The sequence below is a fragment of the Sphingomonas sp. ABOLE genome (assembly GCF_003950455.1).
In the GTDB taxonomy this organism is placed as follows: Bacteria; Pseudomonadota; Alphaproteobacteria; order Sphingomonadales; family Sphingomonadaceae; genus Sphingomonas; species Sphingomonas trueperi.
Genome location: NZ_QQWY01000002.1, coordinates 222361 through 243939 on the forward strand (window position 1 = coordinate 222361; position 21579 = coordinate 243939).

The 21579-nt window shown below is 68.9% G+C and carries 22 protein-coding genes; 11 read left to right on the top strand and 11 right to left on the bottom strand.

Annotated features, from left to right (window positions below):
• Window positions 1-56: 56 nt before the first annotated feature.
• The 3 genes from CA234_RS02405 to CA234_RS02415 all read right to left on the bottom strand — a co-directional run bounded on the left by CA234_RS02405 (window position 57) and on the right by CA234_RS02415 (window position 3563).
• A complete protein-coding gene (locus CA234_RS02405; RefSeq protein ID WP_125973236.1) occupies window positions 57-590 on the bottom strand; it encodes a histidine phosphatase family protein in 534 nt (177 codons plus the stop codon).
• Complete coding sequence (locus CA234_RS02410) at window positions 587-3313, bottom strand: ATP-dependent DNA helicase (protein WP_126000785.1); 2727 nt, start codon at window positions 3311-3313, stop codon at window positions 587-589. Before CA234_RS02410 ends, CA234_RS02405 begins: the two co-directional genes overlap by 4 nt.
• Window positions 3314-3377: 64 nt before the next feature.
• Complete coding sequence (locus CA234_RS02415; protein WP_126000767.1) at window positions 3378-3563, bottom strand: DUF4169 family protein; 186 nt, start codon at window positions 3561-3563, stop codon at window positions 3378-3380.
• Between the two features lie 62 nt (window positions 3564-3625).
• Here CA234_RS02415 and ssb point away from each other — a divergent pair, with 62 nt between their 5' ends.
• Together ssb and CA234_RS02425 are read left to right on the top strand one after the other, a co-directional pair.
• On the top strand, window positions 3626-4219 hold the full coding sequence (gene ssb / locus CA234_RS02420) for a single-stranded DNA-binding protein (RefSeq protein ID WP_126000768.1): 594 nt from the start codon (window positions 3626-3628) through the stop codon (window positions 4217-4219).
• 130 nt (window positions 4220-4349) lie between these two features.
• A complete protein-coding gene (locus CA234_RS02425) occupies window positions 4350-5708 on the top strand; it encodes a TIGR02594 family protein (RefSeq protein ID WP_164521678.1) in 1359 nt (452 codons plus the stop codon).
• Between the two features lie 23 nt (window positions 5709-5731).
• On the opposite strand, the gene CA234_RS02430 is transcribed toward CA234_RS02425, so the two are convergent.
• Complete coding sequence (locus tag CA234_RS02430) at window positions 5732-7381, bottom strand: hypothetical protein (RefSeq protein ID WP_126000770.1); 1650 nt, start codon at window positions 7379-7381, stop codon at window positions 5732-5734.
• 149 nt (window positions 7382-7530) lie between these two features.
• Here CA234_RS02430 and CA234_RS02435 point away from each other — a divergent pair, with 149 nt between their 5' ends.
• Window positions 7531-8001, top strand: a complete 471-nt coding sequence (locus tag CA234_RS02435; protein ID WP_241213174.1) for a hypothetical protein — start codon at window positions 7531-7533, stop codon at window positions 7999-8001.
• Between the two features lie 6 nt (window positions 8002-8007).
• Here the strand turns inward: CA234_RS02435 and CA234_RS02440 are convergent, their stop codons facing one another.
• The gene (locus tag CA234_RS02440) at window positions 8008-8304 is read right to left on the bottom strand and encodes a sel1 repeat family protein (protein ID WP_126000771.1); all 297 of its coding nucleotides are present in this window, start codon (window positions 8302-8304) and stop codon (window positions 8008-8010) included.
• Window positions 8305-8394: 90 nt separating this feature from the next.
• Window positions 8395-9228 carry a pantoate--beta-alanine ligase gene (gene panC, locus CA234_RS02445; protein ID WP_125973250.1) on the bottom strand — a complete coding sequence of 278 codons (834 nt, stop codon included), beginning with the start codon at window positions 9226-9228 and terminating at the stop codon, window positions 8395-8397.
• A gap of 80 nt (window positions 9229-9308) precedes the next feature.
• Between panC and CA234_RS02450 the strand changes: the two genes are divergently transcribed.
• The 3 genes from CA234_RS02450 to CA234_RS02460 all read left to right on the top strand — a co-directional run bounded on the left by CA234_RS02450 (window position 9309) and on the right by CA234_RS02460 (window position 11892).
• The gene (locus tag CA234_RS02450) at window positions 9309-10103 is read left to right on the top strand and encodes a division plane positioning ATPase MipZ (protein ID WP_121072932.1); all 795 of its coding nucleotides are present in this window, start codon (window positions 9309-9311) and stop codon (window positions 10101-10103) included.
• Window positions 10103-10366, top strand: a complete 264-nt coding sequence (locus CA234_RS02455) for a J domain-containing protein (protein WP_125973252.1) — start codon at window positions 10103-10105, stop codon at window positions 10364-10366. Before CA234_RS02450 ends, CA234_RS02455 begins: the two co-directional genes overlap by 1 nt.
• Before the next feature lie 137 nt (window positions 10367-10503).
• Entirely contained in the window at window positions 10504-11892 is a 1389-nt protein-coding gene (locus tag CA234_RS02460; protein WP_125973254.1) for a phosphomannomutase/phosphoglucomutase, read from the top strand.
• A 166-nt stretch (window positions 11893-12058) separates the two neighbouring features.
• Here the strand turns inward: CA234_RS02460 and CA234_RS02465 are convergent, their stop codons facing one another.
• From CA234_RS02465 to CA234_RS02480, 4 genes are read right to left on the bottom strand one after another with little or no spacing between them, the layout of a single operon-like run.
• Window positions 12059-12922, bottom strand: coding sequence for a pirin family protein (locus CA234_RS02465; RefSeq protein ID WP_126000772.1), 864 nt, complete (start codon window positions 12920-12922; stop codon window positions 12059-12061).
• Window positions 12919-13512: a methionine biosynthesis protein MetW gene (gene metW / locus CA234_RS02470; protein WP_125973257.1), complete on the bottom strand. Its 594-nt coding sequence runs from the start codon at window positions 13510-13512 to the stop codon at window positions 12919-12921. Before metW ends, CA234_RS02465 begins: the two co-directional genes overlap by 4 nt.
• Window positions 13509-13934 carry a GNAT family N-acetyltransferase gene (locus CA234_RS02475; RefSeq protein ID WP_125973259.1) on the bottom strand — a complete coding sequence of 142 codons (426 nt, stop codon included), beginning with the start codon at window positions 13932-13934 and terminating at the stop codon, window positions 13509-13511. Before CA234_RS02475 ends, metW begins: the two co-directional genes overlap by 4 nt.
• On the bottom strand, window positions 13934-15070 hold the full coding sequence (locus tag CA234_RS02480) for a homoserine O-acetyltransferase (protein ID WP_126000773.1): 1137 nt from the start codon (window positions 15068-15070) through the stop codon (window positions 13934-13936). The genes CA234_RS02475 and CA234_RS02480 overlap by 1 nt, the downstream gene beginning before the upstream one ends.
• 117 nt (window positions 15071-15187) lie before the next feature.
• Here CA234_RS02480 and hisC point away from each other — a divergent pair, with 117 nt between their 5' ends.
• On the top strand, window positions 15188-16282 hold the full coding sequence (gene hisC / locus CA234_RS02485) for a histidinol-phosphate transaminase (RefSeq protein WP_125973263.1): 1095 nt from the start codon (window positions 15188-15190) through the stop codon (window positions 16280-16282).
• Window positions 16282-17190, top strand: a complete 909-nt coding sequence (locus CA234_RS02490) for a prephenate/arogenate dehydrogenase family protein (protein ID WP_126000774.1) — start codon at window positions 16282-16284, stop codon at window positions 17188-17190. The genes hisC and CA234_RS02490 overlap by 1 nt, the downstream gene beginning before the upstream one ends.
• 123 nt (window positions 17191-17313) lie before the next feature.
• Here the strand turns inward: CA234_RS02490 and CA234_RS02495 are convergent, their stop codons facing one another.
• Window positions 17314-17550: a hypothetical protein gene (locus tag CA234_RS02495; protein ID WP_125973267.1), complete on the bottom strand. Its 237-nt coding sequence runs from the start codon at window positions 17548-17550 to the stop codon at window positions 17314-17316.
• Between the two features lie 90 nt (window positions 17551-17640).
• Here CA234_RS02495 and CA234_RS02500 point away from each other — a divergent pair, with 90 nt between their 5' ends.
• The 3 genes from CA234_RS02500 to CA234_RS02510 all read left to right on the top strand — a co-directional run bounded on the left by CA234_RS02500 (window position 17641) and on the right by CA234_RS02510 (window position 21404).
• Window positions 17641-19461: an ABC transporter ATP-binding protein/permease gene (locus CA234_RS02500; RefSeq protein WP_206431074.1), complete on the top strand. Its 1821-nt coding sequence runs from the start codon at window positions 17641-17643 to the stop codon at window positions 19459-19461.
• 88 nt (window positions 19462-19549) lie between these two features.
• Entirely contained in the window at window positions 19550-20419 is an 870-nt protein-coding gene (locus CA234_RS02505) for a hypothetical protein (protein WP_125973269.1), read from the top strand.
• 49 nt (window positions 20420-20468) lie between these two features.
• Window positions 20469-21404, top strand: a complete 936-nt coding sequence (locus tag CA234_RS02510; RefSeq protein ID WP_125973271.1) for an alpha/beta hydrolase — start codon at window positions 20469-20471, stop codon at window positions 21402-21404.
• Window positions 21405-21579 lie beyond the last annotated feature (175 nt).

Below are 21579 nucleotides of genomic sequence, written 5' to 3' on the forward strand. Positions count from 1 at the left end.
CCGGGATGACCGATGGGGGGTATCATCGGCCGCTGTCGAGTGATGTGACCGGTTCGTCAGGCGTCGGGCCCGAGGCTGGGATCGAGATCGCGCGGACGCACGAACCGGACGAGTTCGGCGTCCGCGCGGGACGCCTCGGCCCAGTGCGCGATATCGAAGCGTAGTTCGGCGAGCGTCGCGGTGGGGTATTTCTGCTCGACCGCGTCGCGCAACGGGCCGGGCGCGGACACGCGATCGAGCACCAGCTCCTCCAGCCCGGGGTTGTGCCCGGAAAGCAGCACCACATCGGCGGTATCGGGCAGCGCTTCGATCGCATCGAGCAGCGTGCCGAGCGAGGCGAGATAGAGGCGCTTGTCCCAGGCGGGCGCGATCGTCTCGCCATAGCCGTTGGCGACCTGCGCCAGCGTTTCCTCCACCCGCACCGCCGGCGAAGCGATGGCATGGTCGAAGCGCAGGCCCTGGTCGCGGAGATAGCGCCCCATCGCCACCGCGGCGCGCTGGCCCTTGGGATTGAGCGGCCGATCGAAATCGCGCGCGACCGGATCGTCCCAACCGGACTTGGCGTGGCGGAGGACGAGAAGGGTCTTCATGCTTCCCCGATACTTGCGCTGGCGGCTTCGCCCGCCTCATGCCGCAAGCGGGGCCCCAAGGAAAGCCGAACCCGCTCGACCGCCGCATCCAGCGTCGTGCGGGTGATCCGCGTGCCGGGCGGAAACGCATCGAGCAGCCGCGACGGGGTGGCGGCGGAGAGCAGCACGAAGGCGCCGCGATCATCGGCGCGGCGGATCAGCCGCCCGAACGCCTGGGCGAGCCGGGCGCGAACGATGCGGTCGTCATAGGCCGAGCCGCCGCCGGCCAGCCTTCGGGCGGCGTGGAGCACGCTCGGCTTGGGCCAGGGCACGCCCTCCATTACCACCAGCCGCAGCGAATCGCCGGGCACGTCGACCCCGTCGCGAAGGGCATCGGTGCCGATCAGCGAGGCGCGCGGATCGTCGCGGAAGATGTCGACCAAGGTGCCGGTGTCGATCGGGTCGACATGCTGGGCGAGCAGGGGGAGGCCGTCGCGCGCCAGCCGGTCGGCGATGCGGGCATGGACCGCGCGCAGGCGGCGGATCGCGGTGAACAGTCCCAGCGTGCCGCCCCCCGCCGCCGCGATCAGCCGGGCATAGGCGTTGGCGAGTGCGGGCATGTCGCCGCGCTTGACGTCGGTGACGATCAGCACCTCGGCCTGGTTGGGATAGTCGAACGGGCTCTTCGCCTCGAAGCGCTGGGCGGGGCGGAGCAGATGGACGCTGCCCGAGCGCGCCTCGGCCACGTCCCAGTCGCCGCCCGCGCGCAGCGTCGCCGAGGTGACGAGCACGCCGTGCGCGGGCTCCAGCACCGTCTTGGCGAGCGGCTTGGCGGGATCGAGCCAGTGGCGGTGGAGGCCGATATCGAACTCGCGGCCCTCGACGCGGTCGACCGCCAGCCAGTCGACGAATTCCGGGTCGGCGGGGCCGCCGATCCGGGCGATCAGCGCCAGCCAGGCGCCGACCGTATCCACCCGCCAGCCAAGCGAGGCGATCGCGCCTTCGATGCGGGCGCGCGCCGGCCCGTCCATCCAGTCGGGCGCTTCGGCCAGCACCGCTTCGAGCCGGCGGCCGAGGACGACCATCGGGCGGAGCAGCGCATCGAGCGCGGCGGTGGCGACGCCGGCGGCCTCGACCAGCGCGGCATCGGGCTCGGTGAGTTCGGTTTCCAGCCCATAGCCGGCATCGGCCGAGCCGTTGGCGTCGCGGGCATAGACCAGACCGCGCACGGCGGCGAGCAGCGCCTCGATCGGTCCGAAGGGCTCGCCTTCGTTGAGGCGCTGGAGCCAGCCATCGCTCGGCAGCGCGCGGGCGGCATCGACGGCTTCGGCAATGGCGCGGCCGCCGGCATCGTCATAGCTGGCGACATCGGACAGGCGGGCTGCAAGGCCCCGGCGGCGTCCGCGCGAGCCGGATTCGGGGCCGGTCAGCCAGCGGCGCAGCTCGATCGATTCCTGGCCGGTGAGCGCGACCGAGAACATCGCGTCGGCGGCGTCGAACAGGTGGTGGCCCTCGTCGAACACATAGCGGGTGGGGCGCGTCTGGTTCTCGCGCCCCCGTGCGGCATTGACCATCACCAGCGCATGGTTGGCGATGACGATGTCGGCATCGGCGCTGGCGCGGGCGGCGCGCTCGATGAAGCATTTCCGGTAATGCGGGCAGCCGGCATAGATGCACTCGCCGCGGCGATCGGTGAGCGCGGTGGAGCCGTTGCGGCGGAACAGCGTCGGCAGCCAGCCGGGCAGATCGCCGCCGACCATGTCGCCATCCGCGGTGTACGCCGCCCAGCGCGCGACCAGCTGGGCGAGGATCGCCGCGCGCCCCGCGAACCCGCCCTGCAGCGCGTCCTCCAGGTTGAGCAGGCAGACATAATTCTCGCGGCCCTTGCGGGTGACGATGCGGGCCCGCCGCTGCGCGGCATCGGGGAACAGCCGCTCGCCTTCGTTGCCGAGCTGGCGCTGCAGCGCCTTGGTGAAGGTGGAGACCCAGACCGGCCCGCCCGACTTCTCCGCCCAGAGCGAGGCGGGTGCCAGATAGCCGAGCGTCTTGCCGATCCCCGTGCCCGCCTCGGCCAGCACCAGATTGGGCGTATCGGGCACGCTGCGCGGGGCGAAGGCCTGCGCGGCCGCCTCGGCATAGTCGCGCTGGCCCTGGCGACGCTCGGCGCTGGCGCCGGTGAGGCGGGCGAGGCGTTCGGCGACCTCTGTGGGATCGAGCGTGATCGTGCGCGGAGCGGGGCGGGGAGCGCCCTCCTCCCATTCAGGCAGCTTGGAGAACAGCCAGCGCTCGGCGCGCTCGGGCTTGGCGATGCGCTGGCCAAGCGCCGCGCTCCACGGCCAGCGCAGCCGGCCGAGCGACTGCAGCCCGTGCCACGCACCCTCGCGCTCGGGCCAGTCGCCCTCGGCGAGCGCCAGCAGCGCGGCGGCGGCGTCGCGGAGCAGGGTGGCGACCTGGGCGTCGTCGGTCGGCGGTTCGAGGCCGCAAGCGCGGGCAAGACCCTTGGGCGTCGGCACCATGAAGCGGGCGGGGCGGAGAAAGGCGAACAGCTCGAGCAGGTCGAGTCCGTTCAGCTCCGGGTGCCCCAGCCGCTGCCCGACCAAGGGCGCGTTGAGCAGCAGCACCGGCGTATCGGCGGCGATGCGGATCGCCTCGCCCCGGCTCAGCCCGCGCGTGCCTTCGGCCGTGGCGATCCACACGCCCGAATGGCTGGCGTGGAGGGCAGGATAGGGGAGCGGCGGCAGCATCGGACTAGGCGTGTTGTACACGATGCGTTCCGCTTTGACAGCGACAATGCGCCGAGACGAAGGCTCAGTCCCCCGGCGTCTCGCGCTTCGCCTGGTCGTGCGTGCGCATCTTGCGCTCGGCCTCCGCCGCGTCGCGCGCCTTTTCCGCCTTGGTGCGGCCGAAGCGGGCGCGATTGGCCTCGGCTTGCGACTGGGCGGTCGCTTTCGCTCTCGCTTTTCTCGCTTTGTTCAGGTTAAGGATGTCGGCCATAGCTGAGTCTTTCTAGCGCCCCTTCGCGCGGGCGCACCATCGTATATCGGAGTTTTTGCGGCATGGCGGGCAGCGTCAACAAGGTGATCCTCGTCGGCAATCTGGGGCGCGACCCCGAGAGCCGGGCATTCCAGAACGGCGGCAAGGTGGTCGAGCTGCGCATCGCCACCTCGGAAAGCTGGAAGGATCGCAACAGCGGCGAGCGCAAGGAAAAGACCGAGTGGCACACGGTGAAGATCTTCTCCGAAGGTCTCGCCAACGTCGCCGAGCGCTATCTGCGCAAGGGCAGCAAGGTCTATCTCGAAGGCCAGCTGCAGACCCGCAAATGGCAGGACCAGAGCGGCGCCGACCGCTATTCGACCGAGATCGTGCTGCAGGGCTTCAATGCGCAGATGGTGCTGCTCGACGGTCCCGGCGGCGGCCAGGGTGGCGGCCGTAGCAGTGGCAGTGGCAGTGGCAGCAGCGGCGGCGACGATTGGGGTGCGGACGACTCGTTCGGCGGTGGCGCTGGCGGCGGCTTCGGCGGCGGCGCACCGGCCGGTCGCGGCGGCGGCAACTTCAACGGCGGCGGCCAGCGCAGCGGCGGTGCCAACAACAGTGGCGGCGGTTTCGGCGGGGGCTTCCCGGACGATCTCGACGACGACGTGCCGTTCTGATCGACGGCCAGCGATCCGAACACAAGATTGGAAGGGTTCGCGGTGTACAGCTGCGGGCCCTTTTTTCCATTCACGATAGATGGCATGCTGTGCCCTGCTTGCGAAAGGGGCGCGGGCAGGGGGATCAACCATGCAAGAGATCATCGACTCGCCGTATAATGTCGGCGACTATGCTGCGCGCTTGTTTCAGGAGGGCGTGCGCACCGTCATCCGTTACTACAATATCAAGAATTCCAGCACTTTCCTGTCCAAGTGCCTGACGGCGGCGGAATATGGGAAGCTGGTTGCCGCCGGGCTCGACGTGGCGGTCGTCTTCCAGCAGCGCGGCGGTGCCGGCGGCGCGATCGAAGATTTCGGCACCGGCAAGGGATCGCGGGATGCGAAGCGTGCGCTGGAACTCGCCGGAACCATCGGCCAGCCCAAGGGCTCGGCGATCTATTTCGCGGTCGACCATGACTTCGCCAGGCCTGCAGAGCTGGTCCGGATCGAGCAGTATTTCCAGGAAATCCACGCGGCGCTGAACGGCGATCTCCGCGTTGGCGTCTATGGGTCCGGGGCCGTTTGTGCGCACCTCAAGGCCAGCGGTCTGGCAAGCCTGTTCTGGCTGCCCGCTTCGATGGGGTGGACGGGGTCCAGGGCATTCCTGGCCTCGCAGCAATGGACGCTGTTCCAGAAATTCCAGGACCTGCGGGCGCCCTTCGGCAATTTCGACTATGACGGCAATCTCGCCAATCCGGCCTTTGCCGATTTCGGGCAGTTCGGGGCGGCGTCCGCCGCGCCAGGCCGGCGGCCGGCCGACTCCATCGCGGTGTTCGAGGTCGCGGCGCGGAGCGGCCTGCGTGTCCGCGGCGGCGCGGGCGAGCAGTTCGACGTCCTGCGGAGCCTGCCGCTCGGCGCCCTGGTGCACGGGCTCGGCACGGAAGCGGGCTGGGTGCAGGTCGACGTCAACGGCGATGGCGTGGCCGATGGCTATATGGCTCGGCAGTTCCTGAAGCCGCTGTCCGGCGGCCTGCCGCTGCCGACTCCGTCGGCCGCGCCGACGACACCCTATGCGGTCGCGCAGGCCGAGCTTGCGCTGGGCGTCAAGGAAACCCCGGGTCGGCAGGACAATCCGCGGATCGTCCTCTACCACGGTTCGACCAAGGGCGGCGAGGCGTCCGACGAGACGGCATGGTGCTCCTCCTTCGTCAATTACTGCGTCGAGAAGGCCGGGATGAAGGGCACCGACAGCAAATGGGCACGCAGCTGGCACGACAGCGGCTGGGGACACGACGTCACCAGCAGCCCCCAGCCCGGCGACATCGTGGTGTGGAGCCGCAAGTCGCCATCGGTCGATGGCGGCCATGTCGGCTTCTTCGTCGGCCATGACGGCAAGGACCGCATCCGGGTGCTCGGCGGCAACCAGGGCAACCGGGTGGGCATCACCAGCTATCCCGCCGACGGAACGGTGGGGCAGACCAAGTACAAGCTGCTGTCGATCCGCCGCTGAGCCGTCACCGCACGGCCGCGCGCTCAGCCTTGGGGATGGGCGCGGGAGGCCGGGCAGGGCCGCCAGAGCGCAAGCGACCGCGCTTCCCACCAGAAGGTCATGCGCGGCAGCGGTGTGCGGCAATAGCTGGCGCGATGCGCCGTAAACCAGCGCGCGGGGGCGGAGGGGGCGAACAGCGGCAGTACCGGGGCGATGAACCAGGCGCGTCTCCGCGCCTGCTCGGTGAGGCGCGACCATACCACGTCGGGCCAGGTCGCCGTCGCCGGGTTGAGCCAGAGCAGCACGGGCGCCTTCGCTCCGAGGGCTGCGGCAACGCCGGGGCCGGTGCCGGACAGGTCGACCAGCAGCGCGCCGGTGGCCTTGCCCCGGGCGCCGTTGAGGAAGTCGGCGGTCTCCTCGTCGACCAGCAAGGCGCTGCCGGTGAGCGGGTGGCGCACCGCAATGGCCTGCGCGAAGATCGAGTCGGGCAGGCTGTAGGGCGCCATTGCGGCTGCGAGCAGCAGCAGCGGCGGCGCGGCGATCGCCACCAGGGTCGCGGCGGTCCGACGCCAGGGGAGGGGGTCGTCGGCCGCGAGGCGGAACAGCGCGAGCAGCGGGAAGACCATGCTGAAATCGAGCTGCGCCCATTGGTTGTTGAAGGTGCCCAGCGCGACGGCAAAGGGCGCGACCAGGAGCAGCGCCAGCAGCAGCCCGTCGCGGCGGGCGACGAGCGCGGCATAGGCCATCGCGATCAGCAGCAGCGCGAGCCCCGGGAATTCGGGGATGCCGCCGTCGAGCGTGTCCGGCACCGTCGACGCCAGGTAGATCAGGCCAAACGCGATGGCGCCATGGCCGAGCCAGCCGCCCCAGCGGGTGCGTCGCAACGCCAGTGCGCCGATTGCAGCAAGCGCCGCCGCCGTGAGGAGCGGCGGCACCGCGGCCCCGTCGCCCAGCACCTTGATCGGCAGGCGGAGCGGGGTGTTGGGCAGCGCGAGGATGTGCTGGCTCGCCGCGATCCGCGCGAGCAGGCCGGGCACGCGGGACAGCGGCAGGAACAGCGCGATCAGCAGCATGGTCAGCGCCATCGCGCCGAGCAGCGCGATGCTCCGCCCTCGATTCCCCCGGAACGACCATGTGGCCAGGGCGACGACCAGCACGCTGCCCAATGCGAACAGCGGGGGCTTGGCGAAGGCGGCGGCGCACAGGCCGCAGGCAATCGCCAGGGCAGCGGTTAGGCGCGCGGGAGCGCCTTCCGTTCGCAGCAGCGTCGCCACCCCGGCCAGCACCAGCATCGCGCCGACATTGGCGGCGGAATTGTAGCTCGGGGTGACGATCCAGGGGAAATAGATGACCAGCGCCGCCGCCGCGCCGAACACGGCGAAGGCAAGGCGCCGTGCCGGTTCCGGCGCGAGCTGGCGTCCGAGCAGCACCCCCGCCGCCGCGGTGATCGCGAATCCTGCCAGCCGGTAGTGCGCGATGTCGCCGCCGAGCAGCGCGTAGAGCGGGTGGAGCAGATAGCCAAAGGGCTGGTAGAGCAGCGCATAGGCCTCGGGGTCGCGCGCCCAGACGAGGTAGAAAATCTCGTCGGTCAGATCGATGCCGCGGCCGGCACCATAGGCCAGCAGGCCGCCGCAGAAGAGCAAGGCCAGCACGGCACCGGCCAGCGCCAGCCCGGCGGACGACAATCGAACCATTCGCGTGGCAATCCCCCATGGGCCCTGGCGGCCCGGCCCCATGGCTAGCAGCGCCGATCCGTCGTACCAAGGGGGAGCAAAGCGTTGGCCGGACCGTTCCTAGCAGCTAGCGCCGGCGCTACGGTCGACCGGGCGAAAAAGGGGTCAGGATGCAACGTCGTCACACCATCGCGCGCGCCATGCTGCTCGGGGGCTTCGTGCTGCTCGCGGGTTGCGGCAGAGGCGGCGAGCAGACCACCGACGACCCGGTGGCGCAGAATGTCGCATCGGCAGCAGCAGCGGGCGTGCCGGCGAACGTCACGGCGGCGATCGATTGCAGCAACAAGCCCGATTTCGTGCCGGTCTATGCCAATGCGACGATTCTCAGCTGCACCGCCGCGCCCGATGGGCTGCCCGGGCGGCATGTCAGCGGCAATCTGGTCTACGAGACCGATGCGCCGGAGAAGGAAGTGCTCGGCTGGTCGCGCGCCCAGGCCAATGCCTCGGGCCTGAAATATCGCCGCGAGACAGGCTTCAGCTACGAAGCCGGCGAGGAAGGCGAACGCAGCCTGCGCGTGGTGGTGGAGGGCCATCGCGGCCGCACCCGTGTGTCGGTCAATTGGGGCCAGAAGGCGCCGTGAACTGGCTCAGGCGGCGCGGCTTTCCAGGCCCCGCAGCCAGGCACGCGCAGCCTTTTGCGCGTCGATGATCTCGCGGGCGGTCATGTCCTCGGCGATGTCGGCGCGGCAGGCCTGGGCCTCGACGCTGCCGGTCATCGCGGCGATGTTGAACCATTTGTGCGCCTCGACCAAGTCGATCGTCACGCCCTCGGCGCCGCTCGAATAGACCACGCCAAGATCGAAACAGGCATCGGCACTACCGCGCGCGGCATCGCGCAGCCGGCTCTCGATCAGAAATCGCGCACTCTTCTCACTATTCGCCATTGTCGTACCGCCCCAGATTCGGTGCCCTTGTTGACTCCGAATCTGGGGGGGTAAGGACAATAAAAGGTTAAGCCGCTTAACCGTAATAGTTCATAGTACGGGGATATTGTCGATCAGCCGGGTCCCGCCGATCCGCGCCGCGGCGAGCAGCCGCATTGGCCGGCCGTCGATCGGCGCGGCGAGCGACTCGGCATCGACCAGCGCGACATAATCGACCTCGAACCCGGCGGCGGTCAGCGAGTCCTGCGCCTGGGCGAGCGCCGCCGCGCGGTCGCCGCCCTCGCCGATCGTCTTGGCAGCGGCGCCGAGCGCGCGCGGCAGCGCCACCGCACGGGCGCGATCCTCGGGCATCAGATAGGCGTTGCGCGAGGAGAGGGCGAGGCCGTCATCCTCGCGCTGGGTCGGCACGCCCTGGATCTCGATGGGCATGTCGAGGTCGGCGACCATGCGGCGGATCACCTGGAGCTGCTGCCAGTCCTTTTCGCCGAACAGCGCGACATGCGGCTGGACCTGGTGGAACAGCTTGCTGACGACGGTGGCGACACCGTCGAAATGGCCGGGGCGGTGCGCGCCGTCGAGCGGCTCGCTCACGCCCGAGACGCGCACGCTGGTGGCGAAGCCCTCCGGGTACATGATCTCGGGTGTCGGCATCCACAGCAGGTCGACGCCGGCGTTGGCGAGCAGCCGCGAATCGGCCTGTTCGCGGCGCGGATATTTCGCCAAGTCCTCGTTCGGCCCGAACTGGATCGGATTGACGAAGATCGACACGATCACGCGATTGCCGGCGCGTTTTGCCGCTTCGACGAGCGCCATATGCCCGTCATGCAGCGCGCCCATGGTGGGCACGAAGGCCAGCCGGGCGCCTTCGCTGCGGAAGGCGTCCAGCGCCTGGCGAAGATCGTCGATCTGGCGAACGGTTTGCACGCTTGGGCACTTTCGATATGAACGGAAGCGGGGCCTTCTATGGGGGGGAGGCCGCCCGATCAAGTGAAGGAATAGCTGCATTGAATCAGCCCGCTAAACGACTGCATGTGCTGGTTTTTGCCAATGAAAAGGGCGGCACGGGCAAGTCGACCACCGCGGTGCACGCGGCGATCGCGCTGGCGGCGAAGGGCGCGCGCGTCGCCTGTTTCGATTTGGATCACCGCCAGCGGACCATGGGCCGCTATCTCGACAATCGCCGCGCGACGATGCGCCGGATGGGCCGCGAGCTGCCGATGCCGGTCTACGAGACGCATGACGGCGAGAGCATGGACTTCTTCACCGATACGCTGGACCGGCTCGGCGAGGGCGCCGACTTCCTGGTGATCGACACCCCGGGCCGCGACGACAAGTTCGCCCGCATTTCGGTCACCAATGCCGACACGCTGGTCACCCCGATGAACGACAGCTTCGTCGATTTCGACCTGATCGGCCAGGTCGATCCGGACAGCTTCCGGGTGACGCGGCCGAGCTTCTATTCGGAGATGATCTGGGAATCGCGCAAGCGCCGCGCCAAGGCGGACGGCGAGACGATCGACTGGGTGGTACTGCGCAACCGCATGCAGCACATCGAAGCCCGCAACATGAAGCGCGTGTCCGAAGCGATCGACCAGCTTTCCAAGCGCGTCGGCTTTCGGGTGATCTCGGGCCTGTCCGAGCGCGTGATCTATCGCGAGTTGTTCCCCCAGGGGCTGACCATGCTCGACTCGCGCGAGTTCGGCGAGATGGGGCTCAGCCATGTCGCGGCGCGGCAGGAGCTGCGCGAGATGATGGCGGGCCTGGCGCTTCCCGACGTCAACGCGCCGCTGTTCGCCTGATGGCGAAGTTGCTGATCGCTGCGGCGTTGCTCTACATCCTGTGGCGCTGGCTGCAGCCGAAGAAGAAGGCGCCTGCGGCACCGCCGCCCCGCCTCGGCGAGAGCGAGGCGCGGGCGATTCTCGGCGTCGATGCGGCGGCAGGGCCCGCCGAAATCCGGGCGGCGCACCGCCGGCTCGTCTCGGCGCTGCACCCCGACAAGGGCGGCTCGGCCGAGCTGACACGCCGGATCAATCTGGCCCGCGACACGTTGCTGCGGGGCTGAGGTCCGTCCTCGTCACGTAACATTTGCCTGCGACGATGTTGCAGTGCAAAATATTAACCTATTCGTGTCTCGGGCGGCTTGAAACTTCGTTTCGACTCGCGGAAGAGGCGCGCATCTTTACCTTCGGGAGGGCTTACATGACGCACCGTTTCGATCCGACGTCGTTGCGCGAATACGACATCCGCGGAATCGTGGGAAAGACGCTGGGTCCGGACGACGCGCGGGCGATCGGCCGCGGCTTCGCGACGCTGCTGCGCCGCGCCGGCGGCCGCCGGGTGGCGGTGGGCCGCGACGGCCGCATCTCCTCGCCGATGCTCGAGGCGGCGCTGATCGAGGGCCTGACCGCCTCGGGCTGCGACGTGGTACGCACCGGCATGGGCCCGACGCCGATGCTATATTATGCCGAGGCAACGCTGGAGGTGGATGGCGGCATCCAGATTACCGGCAGCCACAATCCCGGCAACTATAACGGCTTCAAGATGGTGTTCCAGCACCGCTCGTTCTTCGGCCAGGACATCCAGACGCTGGGCAAGATGGCGGCGGAAGGCGATTGGGACGAGGGCGACGGCACCGAGACGGTGACCGATGCTGACATCGAGGACCTGTATGTCAGCCGTCTCGTCGCGGGCTATGCCGGCGGTTCGTTCAAGATCGGCTGGGACGCGGGCAACGGCGCCGCCGGCCCGGTGATCGAGAAGCTCGTCAAGCTGCTGCCGGGTGAGCACCATACGCTGTTCACCGATGTGGACGGTAATTTCCCCAACCATCATCCCGATCCTACCGAAGAGAAGAATCTCGCGGATCTGAAGAAGCTCGTCGCCGAGAAGAACCTCGATTTCGGTCTGGCTTTCGACGGCGACGGCGACCGTCTGGGCGCGATCGACGGCCAGGGCCGGGTGGTGTGGGGCGACCAGCTGCTCGCCATCCTCGCCGAGCCGGTGCTGCGCATCGATCCGGGCGCGACGATCATCGCGGACGTGAAGGCCAGCCAGGCGCTCTATGACCGGATCGCGGAGCTCGGCGGCAAGCCGGTGATGTGGAAGACCGGCCACAGCCTGATCAAGACCAAGATGAAGGAAACCGGCGCCCCGCTCGCGGGCGAGATGAGCGGCCACATCTTCTTCGCGCAGGATTATTACGGCTTCGACGACGCCCAGTACGCGGCGATCCGCCTGATCCAGGCGGTGCACGTGATCGGCAAGTCGCTCACCCAGATCAAGGACGAGATGCCGGCGATGGTCAACACGCCGGAGATGCGCTTCCAGGTCGACGAGAGCCGCAAGTTCCCGGTCGTCGAGGAAGTGCTCGATCGGCTCGAGGCGGACGGCGCCCAGGTCGACCGCACCGACGGTGCGCGGGTGAACACCGATGACGGCTGGTGGCTGCTGCGTGCGTCGAACACCCAGGACGTGCTGGTGGCGCGCGCCGAGGCGAAGGACCAGGCGGGTCTCGATCGCCTGATGGCGCAGATCGACGACCAGTTGGCCAAGAGCGGCATCGTCCGCGGCGAGCAAGCGGCGCATTGAGGCGAGGGGGCTGCGCTCCGCCGCGGGCGGAGGGCGGCCCCTTCCTTTGCCGTCATCCCGGCGGAAGCCGGGATCCAGACACCTTTCCGTCACGGCGCTTGCTTCAGCGGTGACCCCAATGGATTCCGGCTTTCGCCGGAATGACAAGCATTGGGAAAGCGGTGCCTCAGCCCGCCACGATCTCCGCCACGCCGAAAAGCCCACGCTGGTAATCGGCATAGGCCTGGTGGATTTCCTGCACGCTGTTCATCACGAACGGGCCATGCGCGACCACCGGCTCGGGGATCGGCGCAGCGTGGCCGAACAGGACCAGCGCAGGCGCGTCGGCGGTGAGCGTCAGCGTGTCGCCCGCCGAGAGGCTGGCGAGGTGCCAGTTCGGCAGCGCGCGCTCGCCCACGCGGACGCTACCGCGCACCGCGTAGAGGAACAGGTCCCGGCCCGCGAGGCCATCAAAGGTCAGCGTCGCGCCCGCCGCCAGCTCGGTCCAGCACAAGAATACGCCGGTCAGCGACTCGATGGGACCGGTGCGGCCATCGAATTCGCCCGAGACGAGGTGCACCGTCGCGCCGCCCCCCGCTGGGACGCCCGGAAACGCTTCCGCCTGCAGCCCGACATAGCGCGGCGCGGTCATCTTGAGCCGGCTGGGCAGGTTCACCCAGAGCTGGAGGATCTCCATCGGCCCGCCGTCGCGCTTGAACTCGGCCGGCGAGACCTCGGCATGGACGATCCCGCGCCCGGCGGTCATCCACTGGACGCCGCCGGCGCGGATGATGCTCTCATGCCCGGCCGAATCGGTGTGCGCCAGCGAGCCCTCCAGGATGAAGGTCACCGTCTCGAAGCCGCGATGCGGATGCGGGCCGAAGGGCAGGCCGCGATTATTCTGCGGGTAGGTCTGCGGCCCGTGATGGTTGAGGAACAGGAAGGCGCCGATCTGCTCCAGCCCCGGTCCCGGCACCGGTCGGCGGGTGACGAGATCGCCGATATCGTCGCGATAGGCCGCGTGGGTGGCGCGCAGGGTGACGTCGGTCATCGGTCGTGTCTCAACAGGAAGACGGCGTGTTCCGCCAATAGGTTGGCCATGCCCGATCCGGTCTGCTGGTCGCCCGAGAGGAACCAGGCGCCTTCGATGGCGATGCCGCGTTCCTTCACCAGCGCGCGAAAGTCATCGACGGTGACATGGTGGATGTTCGGCGTCGCATACCAGGCGATCGGCAGCAGCCGCGTGACCGGCATCCGCCCCCCGAACAGCAGCGAGGCGCGCACCCGCCAATGGGCGAAGTTGGGGAAGGAGACGAAGGCGTGGCGGCCGATCCGCAGCAGCTGTTCCAGCACCCAGTCCGGCCGCCGCGTGGTCTGCAGCGTCTGGCTTAGGATGGCATAGTCGAAGCTGTCGTCGGGATAGTCGGCAAGGTCGCTGTCCGCGTCGCCCTGGATCACCGACAGGCCGCGCCCCACCGCCGCGGCGACGTTGGTCGGCTCCAGCTCCAGCCCCCGCGCGTCGCAGCCGCGATCGTCGCGGAGCGCCGCCATCAGCGCGCCGTCGCCGCAACCGACATCGAGGATGCGCGCGCCGCGGTTCACGTGGCTGGCGATGATCGCGAGGTCGGGGCGCAGAGTCATCGCGAATAGATCTCCGGGTCTTCGCGTACCATCAGCCGCTCGGGCGGGTGCGGGTAGGGTGTCCAGCCGAGCCTGGCATAGACCGGCTGCATGTCGCGGGTGAACAGCGCCCAGCGGCGCAGGCCCTGCAACTCGGGATGGGCATGGAGCGCCTCGATCATCCGTCGCGCCAGCCCGGCGCCGCGATGCGGCTCCAGCACGAACACATCGGCCAGATAGGCGAAGGTCGCGCGGTCGCTGACCACCCGGGCGAAGCCGATCTGTTCGCCGGTGACGGCAAAGGCGCCGACGCAGATCGAGTTGGCGATCGCGCGGGCGACGATCGCCCGCGGAATGCCCGGCGACCAGTAGCTGGTGGTCAGATAGCCATGCACCACATCCAGCTGCTGGGCTTCGGACCCGATCGCGATGCGATACGCCATCACGCGCCTCCCGCCGTGAGGAAGCCGCCGATCACGCGGTCCAGCTCCGGGCTCTCCAGCAGGAAGGCGTCGTGGCCGAAGGGCGAGCTCAGTTCGACGAAGCTGGCCGGCGCGCCGGCGGCGTTGAGCGCATGGGCGATGCTGCGCGATTCCGCGGTGGGGTAGAGCCAGTCGGTATCGAAGCTCACCACGCAGAATCGCGCCTGGGATCCCCGGAAGGCGTTGGCGAGCAGCCCGCCATGTTCTTCGGCCAGATCGAAATAATCCAGCGCACGCGTGATGTAGAGATAGGAATTGGCGTCGAACCGGTCGACGAACGCCAAGCCCTGGTGGCGCAGATAGCTCTCTACCTGGAAATCGGCGTCGAAGCCGAAGGTCTTGGCCCCGTTTGGATTATCAGGGCGTCCCTGCAGCTTGCGGCCGAACTTGGCGGTGAGGCCCGCCTCGGACAAATAGGTGATGTGCGCCGCCATCCGCGCCACGGCGAGCCCGGCGGCGGGCGGATCCTGTGCCGCGTAATAGGCGCCGCCGCGCCATTTGGGGTCGGCCATGATCGCCTGGCGGCCGACTTCGTGGAAGGCGATGTTCTGCGCGGAGTGACGGGCCGCGGACGCGATCACCACCGCGGCGTGGACGCGCTCGGGGAAGGTCGCCGCCCAGCTCAGCGCCTGCATGCCGCCCATCGATCCGCCGACCACCGCGAACAGCCGGTCGATGCCGAGATGGTCGAGCAGCATGGCTTGCGCACGCACCATGTCGCGGATGGTGATGACCGGGAACTGCATCGCCCAGGGCTGGCCGGTCGCCGGGTTGATCGTCGCGGGGCCCGAGGAGCCGAGGCAGCTGCCCAGCACGTTCGAGCAGATCACGAACCAGCGGTTGGTATCGATCGGCTTGCCGGGGCCGACCATGCGCGCCCACCAGCCGGGCTTGCCGGTCACCGGGTGTTCGGAGGCAAGATGCTGGTCGCCGGTCAGCGCGTGGCAGACGAGGATGGCGTTGCTCGCCTGCGCGTTCAGCGTGCCATAGGTCTCGTAGGCAATGTCGACCGGCGAGAACAGCACGCCGCCGTCGAGGCGCAGCGGCCCCGGCAGCGTTACCGAGCGGCGAAGGCCGAAACGCGGATCATCGGACATGCCGCAGGCGGTTAAGCCGGGGAGGGCCGGTGTTCAAGCTTCCCATTCCTCCCCGGCACGGGGAGGAATTGCCGTACCGCTTGCCAATCCGCCCCCGTTCCTCCAATCCCCGGCCCCATGAACGCACCCGTCCCCAAGCCCTGGGTGATGGCCATCGCCCCCTATGTCCCGGGCCGCGCCACCACCGATTCGGGCAAGCCCGCCGCCAAGCTTTCGTCGAACGAGAATCCGTTCGGCACGCCCCAGGCCGCGCGCGATGCCTATGCCGCCGCCGCGACCGAGCTGGAGCGCTATCCCGATGCCGGCGCCGTCGCGCTGCGCGAGGCGCTGGGTTCGCATTACGGGGTGGAGCCCGAGCGGATCGTCTACGGCACGGGTTCGGACGAAGTGCTGCACCTCGCCGCCGGGGCCTTTGCCGGGGTGGGCGACGAGATCATCTATGTCCGCTACGGCTTCGCGGTGTACGACATCGCCGCTAGGCGGGTCGGCGCGACGCCGGTGGTGGCGCCCGATCGCGACTATGCGACCGATGTCGACGCGATCCTCGCCTGCGTGACCGACAAGACCCGGATCGTCTTCCTCGCCAACCCGAACAATCCGACCGGCACCTACACGGCGCGCGAGGAGATCGCCCGCCTGCACGCCGCGCTCCCCAAGACCGTGCTGTTGGTGCTTGACCAGGCGTACACCGAATATCTCGACCCCGAGGACGATGACGGCGGCCTCGAGCTCGCCCGCACCCAGCCCAACGTGCTGGTGACGCGCACCTTCTCCAAGATCTTCGGCCTGGCTTCCGAGCGGGTCGGCTGGGGCTATGCGCACCCCGACATCATCGCCGCGATGCACCGCATCCGCGCGCCCTTCGCGTTCAGCATCGGTGCCGGCCGGGCGGCGATCGCCGCGCTGGGCGACAAGGATTTCGTCGAGCACAGCCGTGCGCACAATGCCAAGTGGCGCGCATGGTTCGCCGACGAGATCGCGAGCATGGGCAACAAGGGCGTCCGCGCGGTGCCCTCCAAGGCCAACTTCCAGCTCGTCCTGTTCGAAGGCGCGGTGAACGCCGAGGCGGCGTACAAGCACCTGATGGAAGACGGCTATATCGTCCGCTGGCTGCCCGGCCAGGGCCTGCCGCACGGGCTGCGCATCACCATCGGCACCGAGGAAGAGATCAAGGGCGTGGCCGCCTCGCTGCGCCGCTTGCTCGGCGCCTGATGCTGCCCTTCGCGCGCGTCACCATCCTCGGCCTCGGGCTGATCGGCTCGTCGATCGCCCGCGGCATCCGCCAGCACATGCCGAGCGTGCGCGTGACCGGCTATGACGCCGATCCGTCCGTGCGCGAGACTGCAGTGGCGATCGAGCTGTGCGACGACGTGGCGGACAGCGCCGGCACCTCGGTGATCGATGCGGACCTGGTGATCCTCTGCGTGCCGGTGGGTGCGATGGGCGCGGCCGCGGCGGAATTCGCCGCCGACCTGCCCGCCGAGGCGATCGTCAGCGATGTCGGCTCGTCCAAGCTGAGCGTGATCGAGGCGGTGCGGGAAGCATTGCCGAACGCGACCTTCATCCCGGCGCATCCGGTAGCCGGCACCGAGAATAGCGGCCCGACCGCCGGCTTCGCCTCGCTGTTCCACCATCGCTGGTGCATCGTCACGCCCCCCGAGGGCAGCGATCCGCTCGCGGTGGAGCGGGTGAGCGAGTTCTGGCGGCGGCTCGGTGCGATGGTCGAGACGATGGAGCCCGGGCACCACGACCGGGTGCTCGCGGTGACCAGCCATCTGCCGCACCTGATCGCCTATACGATCGTCGGCACCGCCTCGGACCTCGAGGAAGTCACCCAGTCCGAGGTGATCAAATATTCGGCAGGCGGTTTCCGCGACTTCACCCGCATCGCCGCGTCCGATCCGACAATGTGGCGCGACGTGTTCCTCAGCAACCGCGAGGCGGTGCTCGACATGCTCCAGCGCTTCACCGAGGACCTGACCGCGCTCCAGCGCGCGATCCGCTGGGGCAAGGGTGACGAGCTGTTCGAACTGTTCAGCCGCACCCGCGCGATCCGTCGCTCGATCATCGACCAGGGGCAGGACGACGCGCGGCCGGACTTCGGGCGCTCGCACGAATAGTCCCGGTGGGCTGTCATTCCGGCGAAAGCCGGAATCCATTGGGGTCTCCGCAACCATTCTTGCTGCGGCGTAGTGGCGAATGGATCCCGGCTTTCGCCGGGATGACGGTTCCGGGTTGGGGCGTCAGCCCCCCGTCACCGGCCGCCGCTGCTCCCGCGCGACCATCTGCTCGCTCTGCCGCTGGCAGGCAGCCTGCACGACGGGATAGTCGACATCGGTGGCGCGACGAAGCGCTGCCTCCATGGCTTCCTGGCAGGCGACCTGCGACGTATAGCGCGCGGGTTCCAGTCGGACCTGGCGGCAGGCCTGCGCATCGTCGGTGCAGCCCATGATCGCCAGCACGTAGAGCAGTTGGTCCATGGCAGATGACCTCCTGCCGCAATCAACGGACGGACCTCCGGGCTGTTCCCGTGGTTGCGTCGCGTGGCCTTGCGTCCCAGATTAGGGCGGATGCCTCCCGAAACCTCGTCCTCCAAGCTCGACCGGCCCATGTTCGGCACGATGAAGCGCTTCCTGCCGTACCTATGGCCGCGCCATGCGCCGGGGCTGCGGGTGCGGATCGTGCTCGCGCTGCTGCTCGTGCTCTGCTCGAAGCTGGTGCAGGTTTACGGCGCCCCCTTCGCGCTGCAGGGCGCGATCGACCGGATGGCCTCGGGCCCGCGCGACGCGGTGTGGCTGATCGTCGCGCTCGTCACCGGCTATGCTGCCGCGCGGCTGGGCACGGTGCTGTTCGACAACCTCCGCAACGCGGTGTTCGAGCGGGTGGGGCAGGATGCGACCCGCCGGCTTGCCTCCGACGTGTTCCGCCACCTCCACCAGCTGAGCCTGCGCTTTCACCTCAACCGCCGCACCGGCGCGGTGACCAAGGTGGTCGAGCGCGGCACCAAGAGCATCGACACGATGCTCTACTTCCTGCTGTTCAACATCGCGCCGACGATCCTCGAGCTCGGCATGGTGCTGGGCATTTTCGGCACGCGCTTCGGCTGGTGGCTGGTCGCGGGCACGCTGGCGATGGTGGTGGTCTATATCGCCTTCACCCGCTGGGTGACCGACTGGCGCTCCAAGCTGCGCGAGCAGATGAACGACCTCGACACGGGCGCGGTCGCGCATGCGGTCGATTCGCTGCTCAACTTCGAGACGGTGAAGTACTTCAACGCCGAAGCCCGCGAGAGCGCGCGATACGATAAGGCGATGACCGCGTACATGAACGCCGCCGTCACCAGCGAGAATTCGCTCGCCTGGCTCAATATCGGCCAGGCGGTGATCACCAACCTGATGCTCGCGGCCGGCATGGCGCTGGTGGTGTTCGGCTGGTCCACCGGCCGCTTCACGCCGGGCGACGTGGTGCTGGTGTCGACGCTGCTCAGCCAGCTGTTCCGTCCGCTCGACATGCTCGGCTGGGTCTATCGCACGATCCGCCAGGGCGTGATCGACATGGGCGCGATGTTCGACCTGCTCGATACCGGCGCCGAGGTGAAGGACGCCGCCGATGCCCAGCCGCTGGCCGTGCAGCAGGGCCATGTGCGGTTCGAGGGCGTGCAGTTCGGCTATGACGCCGATCGTCAGATCCTGAAGGGGATCGACCTCGACATTCCGGCAGGCGCCACCGTCGCGGTGGTCGGCCCCTCGGGCGCGGGCAAGTCGACGCTCGCGCGGCTGATGTACCGCTTCTACGACGTCACCGGCGGCCGCATCACCATCGACGGGCAGGACATCCGCGAGGTCACCCAGACCAGCCTGCGTGCCGCGATCGGAATCGTGCCGCAGGACACGGTGCTGTTCAACGAGACGATCGGCTACAACATCGCCTATGGCCGCGAGGGCGCGACCCCCGAGCAGATCGCCGAGGCGGTGCGCGGCGCCTCGATCGCGGGCTTCATCCAGGCGCTGCCCGATGGGCTCGACACGCGGGTGGGCGAACGCGGGCTCAAGCTTTCCGGCGGCGAGAAGCAGCGCGTGGCGATCGCCCGCACGCTGGTGAAGAACCCGCCGATCCTGATCCTCGACGAAGCCACCAGCGCGCTCGACAGCCGCACCGAGGCGGACATCCAGGCGACGCTCGAATCGATCGAGCAGGGCCGCACCACGATCGTCATCGCCCACCGCCTGTCGACGGTGGTACATGCCGACCGGATCATCGTGCTGGAGGCCGGCCGCGTGGTCGAGCAGGGCACCCATGCCGAACTGCTGCGCGAAGGCGGGATCTATGCCGAAATGTGGGCGCGGCAGGCGCAGGAGCGCGAGGAAGGCGAGGCGCCGGTCGCAGAATAAATCTGCGACGAAGCGTTGTTTAACAGCGATGGACGGAGGAGGGCGGGTGCGATAGTTTCGTGCGGTTCCTCGAATCGGAGCCTTGTCGATGCGCGTACTCACCCTCGCCGCGATCGCGGCGGTACTTGGCTGCGTTGCTTCCGCCTCTGCCCAACCCACCACTCCCGAACCGCGCAATCTGCCGTGGCGCAGCCTGCTCGCGTGGCAGCCCAAGCAGGGTAGCGTCACCTATGGCAATGACGATCTCCAGCTGACCGTCTCGGCGAGCGAAGCTGCGTCGCCGGATCAGCGGGTTCCGGTCGTCACCGTCCGGCGGACCGGCATGGCACCGGTCACGCTCCGCGGCGAACCCGGGATCGGCTGGCGATTCGGTATCGGCCGGATCGATTCGAAAGTCCGCGCGCCGGCGGTGCTGCTCGAGAGCTTCACCGGGGGCGCGCATTGCTGCAGCGTGATCGACGTCGCGGCGCCCGACGCAGCGGCCTATCGCGTCGTGCGGCTCAGCCATCGCGGTGTCGACGGCAAGACGAGCCATATGTTCGATGCCGCGCTGGACGAATTCCCGATCGATCTGTCAGGCGACGGCATTGCCGACTTCGTGCTGACCGACGATGCGTTTCTCTATCGCTTCTCCAGCTATGCCGGCAGCATGCCGCCGCCGCTGGTGTTGAACATCGTCGGTACCCGCACGGTGGATGTGTCGAAGGCGCCGGGGCTACGGCCGCTGTTCGCCATGAAGATGGCCGAGGCGCGCGCCTATTGCGCCGCGCCGGCATGGGCCGGGAACGAGCGCAATGGTGCTTGCGCGGGCTATGTCGCCGATGCCGCTCGGATCGGGCAGTTCGACGCAGCGTGGAAGCAGATGCTCGCGCAATACGACCCGCGCTCGACCTGGAACAAGAAGCCATTTCCGGCCGACCTTCGCGACTTTCTGCGCAGCCACGGCTATATCCGCTAAGGGCACGCCGCGGAGTCCGAGGCGTCGGCGCGGGTGAGGAGACGAGCAGATGCGGATAGCGTTCGGATTGGCAGGCATGGGCGTGCTCGGGCTGGTCGGCTGGTCCGCCTGGGCGAGCCGCAAGGCCGAGGCGATGGTGCCGGCGGACGGTCGCTTTGTCGACGTCGACGGCGCGCGGTTGCACATCGTCGAGCTGGGGCCAAAGGACGCGGCGGGGCCGGCGATCGTGATGATCCACGGCGTGATGGCGCAGCTGCGCAACTTCAGCCATTCGCTCGCCGGCCGGCTGGCGAAGGACCACCGGGTGATCCTGGTCGACCGCCCCGGCTGGGGCCATTCGCGGCTCACCGGCCCGCGCCCCGATCTCGCGCGCCAGGGGCGGATCATCGCGGCGCTCATCGAGAAGCTGGGGCTCGAAAAGCCGCTGGTCGTCGGCCATTCAATGGGCGGCGCGGTGGCGCTGGCGCTCGCCACCGAGCGGCCCGAGGTGCCCGGTGCGCTGGCGCTGATCGCACCGCTCACCCAGATGGTCGACCAGCCGCCGCCGGTGTTTCGCGGGCTGATGGCGCCGCCGGGCCTCCGCGAGGTGCTCGCCTGGACGGTTGCGGTGCCGATGGCCGTGGCATTCGGCAAGCAGGGGGCGGAGGCGGTTTTCGCGCCCGATCCGGTGCCGGCGGACTTCGCCACGGCGGGTGGCGGGGCGCTGTCGGCGCGCGCGTCCGCCTATCAGATGGGCAGCTTCGAGATCCGCATGGCGCAGCATGCGATGCCGCCGCTGATTGCGCGCTACGGCGAGATCCGGGTGCCGGTGTCGATCCTCTATGGACGGCAGGATGCGCTGCTCGATCCTGCGCTGCACGGCGAGCGGACGGCGACAGAGATTGCGAAGGGCCAGGTCACGCTTATCGAGGGCGGGCACATGCTGCCGCTGACGCGTGCCGACGAGACGGAGGCGTGGCTGCGCGAGGTGTTGGCTAATTTGTGATCCTCCCCGGGGCGAAGCGCCGGGGAGGGGGACCATTCGCGGAAGCGAATGGTGGAGGGGCCGCGCCGCAGGCGCGGTTCGGCTGAACCCACCGGGCAACCCGCCGCTAGCGCGGCGGCCCCTCCACCACGCTGCTGCGCAGCGCGGTCCCCCTCCCCATTCCGGGGAGGAATTT